General features: G+C 44.3%; 4 protein-coding genes and 2 pseudogenes. 2 read left to right on the forward strand and 4 right to left on the reverse strand.

The window, feature by feature from the left end:
• Positions 1 to 103, forward strand: a pseudogene (locus IM485_RS20520) (IS200/IS605 family transposase); the annotation flags it as partial.
• A gap of 38 nt (positions 104 to 141) precedes the next feature.
• Here IM485_RS20520 and IM485_RS20525 read toward each other — a convergent pair.
• The 3 genes and pseudogenes from IM485_RS20525 to IM485_RS20535 form a co-directional block, all read right to left on the reverse strand.
• Positions 142 to 654: pseudogene (locus IM485_RS20525) on the reverse strand (Uma2 family endonuclease); the annotation flags it as partial.
• A gap of 66 nt (positions 655 to 720) precedes the next feature.
• Positions 721 to 822 carry a DUF2281 domain-containing protein gene (locus IM485_RS20530; protein WP_194016068.1) on the reverse strand — a complete coding sequence of 34 codons (102 nt, stop codon included), beginning with the start codon at positions 820 to 822 and terminating at the stop codon, positions 721 to 723.
• A 112-nt stretch (positions 823 to 934) separates the two neighbouring features.
• Positions 935 to 1,717 (reverse strand): aldolase/citrate lyase family protein, encoded by a 783-nt coding sequence (locus IM485_RS20535; RefSeq protein WP_287745279.1) that lies wholly within the window; start codon positions 1,715 to 1,717, stop codon positions 935 to 937.
• A gap of 357 nt (positions 1,718 to 2,074) precedes the next feature.
• Between IM485_RS20535 and aspS the strand changes: the two genes are divergently transcribed.
• On the forward strand, positions 2,075 to 3,862 hold the full coding sequence (gene aspS / locus IM485_RS20540; RefSeq protein ID WP_002804133.1) for an aspartate--tRNA ligase: 1,788 nt from the start codon (positions 2,075 to 2,077) through the stop codon (positions 3,860 to 3,862).
• Between the two features lie 295 nt (positions 3,863 to 4,157).
• Here aspS and IM485_RS20545 read toward each other — a convergent pair.
• A partial coding sequence (locus IM485_RS20545) for a formylglycine-generating enzyme family protein (protein ID WP_287745282.1) occupies positions 4,158 to 4,538 on the reverse strand: 381 nt, incomplete at its 5' end.

Raw genomic sequence — 4,538 nt, forward strand, 5'->3', positions numbered from 1 at the left:
GGTAGGAAAGCATGGGGATGAAGGTATGATAGCGAGATATGTAAAAGAACAAGATAAAGAATACCTGCAGCTACACCAAAATCTACAATTGAGTCTATTTTGATTCTGATACCCCGTCCGCTTGCGGCGGGGTAGTTCATTCACCGCTAAAGGCTGATTATTGCCTGCGGTTGCAATATGTACTTTCGGTAATCCTGTTTGAAAAACGGTGACTGACTTTGCTGAAGGATCAATCAACCAACCTAATTCTGTTCCTTGTTGTAAACAGAAAATAATCTTTTCCATCACTAAGGTAACAGATTGTTCGGGAGACATAATTTCAATAATCCAATCGGGATAACTTAAAAATTGATCAGCCATTTCTCCATCTAGATCTCGTGGCAAATTCTCCCAACGAATCACCGCAATATCTGGCACAATTGAACGTTCTGCAAAAGTACAACGTAATTCAGGTAGAGCATAAGCTAATTTTAGAGGTTTAGTCTGTTGATTAATGGCAGAGGCTAACTCAAATTGTAAGATGCTGTGTTTTCCTTTGGGCATAGGTTTTTGAGTGACAATTCCATGATAATATTCCCTAGCAGGCTTAGCTTCTGGAAGGGCAAGAAATGCTTCGAGGGAAAGGGATTGTTTATCTTCTATTGTGGTAAACATTGATTGATTTCTCCGCTCTTGAGGTGTTTTCCATTATCAAAGGAGTTTATGGTTATAGAAAAGCGTTCATTCCATATATCTCTTTGAGTGGTTTTCTATGAGATACTTGGCATAGTGCAGAAGTTCGTGCTTTAGATACTCTGGCATTGTCGAAACTGTTGGTAAGATTGCTGGATCATCTAAATCCTCAGAAAAAGCAACCGCAAAAGTGGGTTAAATTGCTTCCTAGTTACCATTGTAAAATAATTAAGATAATTTATTCATAATCAGTCCAATATCTTTAACCAAAAAGTAAATCATGGAGGATTTCTAAACGCCGGTCATCTTCACGAACAATAGCACCATAATAATTTTTCTTATTCTCTAGCCAGAGTAATTCAAACTCGATCGCTTTTGGCAAAGCTAAACTAAAATTATCCAAAGCTTGGGGACAATCAAAGATAACTTTGCGTGTCTCGAAGCGGTCAAAATGTCCTTGGCAGAACATTTTGAAAAACGGTAAAGAATCTAGTGACACCCCACCCCCAATAGCCACAGTCAAACCGGCAGCCTTAGCTTTTTTTGCCAAAGGTAAAGCCAGATCTAAAACTTGCTCGCTATTGACATCCCGGCGAGTTAATCCCAAAGAACAGGCTAAATCCATCCGTCCGATGACGATACCATGGAGAGATTTTATCTCTGGAATCGCCAACATTTCCTGAAAATTCTCACAGGCAGTAATAGTTTCGATATTAACTAATAACTCCACATCTTCCACCCGTTGCTCGGCTAAAACCCTCCTAGCTGCCCGCAGATATTTTTGTAAAGCATAGGCTGTTTCTACCATGGGAGCAATCAAGCGATCGACTCCTAAATTAACCGCATCAAAGATATCTCTGACCGCTTCGCAACCAGCAATTTTCAGATTAAAATCCACCCCCGCTTTCAGACTAATTTCTTTCAACCGCATCGCTTCCGTCAGTCGGGTTCCTTCCGTCTCGAATTCTGCTTTTACCCCTGAAACATGGTGATCTTCCCTGAGTTCTCTTAACAGTTCCACCATTTTTTTTTCTAAGGAATTCATGATTTTAATCGTTTAAAATTGGTAACTGCTAGATGAGCCTTGTTGATTATAGCCGATCCGCAAAAAGCCGATAGCCGAGGACTAAGTAGGTAGGTGTTAAAAATTGTCAGATGCCCTCTTATTCAGGAGGGATTAAGGGGGTGCCGATCCCCCCTTATCAAGGGGGGAAGGGGGGATCGAACCCAAAATCTATCTTCAATTTAATTAAAACCAGCTACTTAGGAGACCATAAAAATACTCTAAACAAAGGGACAAGAGCGACAAAATACCGGCATAATGAACAAGGCCGTCTGATTTTTTTCTGGCCACATCCTTTCTATACTACATTCGTAATATAAGTAATTCTCTAGTTAGACTATGCGAACTCACTACTGTGGCGACCTTAGCGCGATCGAAATTGAAAAAAGTGTCACCCTCTTCGGTTGGGTCGATCGTCGTCGCGATCACGGTGGCGTTATTTTTATCGATCTACGGGATCGCAGTGGTATTGTCCAGATCGTCAGTGATCCCCAACGAACTCCCGCTTCCTATCCCATCGCTGAAACCGTCAGAAACGAGTATGTTATCAAGGTGACGGGAACAGTCAGTCAACGGCCGCCCGAATCCCTTAACCCGCGCATTGCCACCGGAGAAATCGAAATTTACGCCACTAGCATCGAGATTCTCAACGGGGTTACTAAACAACTGCCTTTTGTCGTCTCTAGTTCCGAAAGTGAATCAGTCCGGGAAGATGTGCGCTTGCGATACCGTTATCTAGACCTACGCCGGGAGCGTATGAGTCAGAATTTACAACTACGTCACCAAGTTGTCAAAGAAATGCGCCGTTTTCTCGAAGATGAACAGCATTTTATCGAAGTGGAAACGCCAATTTTAACTCGATCGACTCCCGAAGGAGCGCGGGATTATCTGGTTCCTTCCCGTGTCAACCCGGGCCAATGGTACGCTTTACCCCAATCACCGCAACTATTTAAGCAATTATTAATGGTGTCGGGAATGGATCGCTACTATCAAATCGCTCGCTGTTTCCGCGATGAAGATCTGCGTGCCGATCGTCAACCGGAATTTACTCAGTTGGATATGGAGATGAGTTTTCTCTCCTTAAGCGAGATTTTAGCCCTAAATGAGGCTTTAATCGCTCATATCTTCAAAAAAGTCAAAAATATTGATATAAGCCTGCCCCTGCCCCGTTTAACATATTCTGAGGCTATGGATCGCTATGGGGTCGATCGCCCTGATACCCGTTTTGGCTTGGAATTGGTCAATGTGGCGGAGATTTTTGCCGATTCGGGATTTAAGGTGTTTTCAGGTGCGATCGCTAGTGGTGGGACGGTGAAAGTTTTACCGATTCCCAACGGTAACGAGGCGATTTCTAACGTCAGAATCAAACCGGGTGGGGATTTATTCAAAGAAGCCACCGATGCGGGTGCGAAGGGAATTGCCTACATCCGCGTGCGCGAAGACTACGATTTTGATACCATTGGTGCGATTAAAGATAACCTAACAGAGGCACAAAAACAGGCTTTAATCGAGAAGACTGGCGCAAAACCGGGGCATCTGCTCTTATTTGGGGCAGGAGATACCGATACAGTCAATAAATCCCTATCCCGCCTACGCTTAGTTTTAGGGGAACAATTGGGATTAATTGATCCTGAGAAAATCAACCTCCTCTGGGTGACGGATTTCCCGATGTTTGAATACAACGCCGAGGAAAAACGCCTAGAAGCATTGCATCACCCCTTTACTGCCCCCAATCCCGAAGATTTAGACGATCTAGCCCACGCTCGCGCCCTCGCCTACGATATGATTTTTAATGGTATTGAAATCGGTGGCGGCAGTTTGCGGATCTATCAACGGGAAGTACAGGAAAAAGTCTTCGCCACCATCGGTCTATCCCCAGAGGAAGCCTATAATAAATTCGGCTTTTTGTTAGAAGCTTTTGAATACGGAACCCCTCCCCACGGTGGCATCGCCTACGGTTTAGATCGCTTGGTGATGTTGTTAGCAGGAGAAGAATCGATTCGCGATGTGATTGCTTTCCCGAAAACCCAGCAAGCTAGTTGTTTACTCACTTCTGCACCTTCAACAGTGGCAGCCAAGCAATTAAAGGAATTATCCGTTGCTTCTACCTACAAACCGCCATCCTAAGATTAGGGTGGGCAATGCCCACCTAATTTTTGCAAGTCTGTTGACACTAAGTTAAATTCTTTTCTGCTTTAACTTCATCCTCTTGAGCAGTGGCTAAAAATTCCTAGAGTTTAGTTTTGGGAACTAGGGGAAAAGTGCAGGGTAAGCGCATCTTAACAATCCTTGACAATTGTTAAGCAAAAATCGACCAAATGGGTCGAGTTCGCCCCTACAAAATCGACCCGCCTAAGGGCGGGAAAGAAAAGAAAAAAGAAAAAATAGGGAATGAGGGTAAAAGGGGAAAAAGGAAAAAGGGTTAGAGAGTTCTCCCGAATACGCAGACTACCCGAAAACCGAAATGGTAGTTGCGGAAGTCGCGGCGGTCGCGGTTGAGGCGAATCGCGGAACGGCAGTAATAAGGATTGAAGCCCCAGGAACCGCCCCGCAGAGGAGAACGATTATCATCCCCATTTTCTATCCAGACACTGCCATCCCTCGGCGCACCGTCATAATTACCCTGAAAGGTATCGGCGCACCATTCCCAGACATTGCCGTACATATCGTACAGTCCAAAGGCGTTTGGGGGAAATTGTCCCACGCGAGTTGTTTCGTTTCGATATTCTCCGTTCGGTTCATCGGCGTAGGTATTACTGGCATTGTAGTTAGCCAATTCCCCCGTAATGGTTTCCCCAAAGTA

Origin of the sequence: Microcystis sp. M169S2, from assembly GCF_020245865.1 — a bacterium.
Classification (GTDB): domain Bacteria; phylum Cyanobacteriota; class Cyanobacteriia; order Cyanobacteriales; family Microcystaceae; genus Microcystis; species Microcystis ichthyoblabe_A.

Coding starts and splice junctions, on each gene's coding strand:
- IM485_RS20535 (WP_287745279.1), bottom strand. CDS start 1,717: ATGAATTCCTTAGAAAAAAAAATGGTGGAACTGTTAAGAGAACTCAGG.
- aspS (WP_002804133.1), top strand. CDS start 2,075: ATGCGAACTCACTACTGTGGCGACCTTAGCGCGATCGAAATTGAAAAA.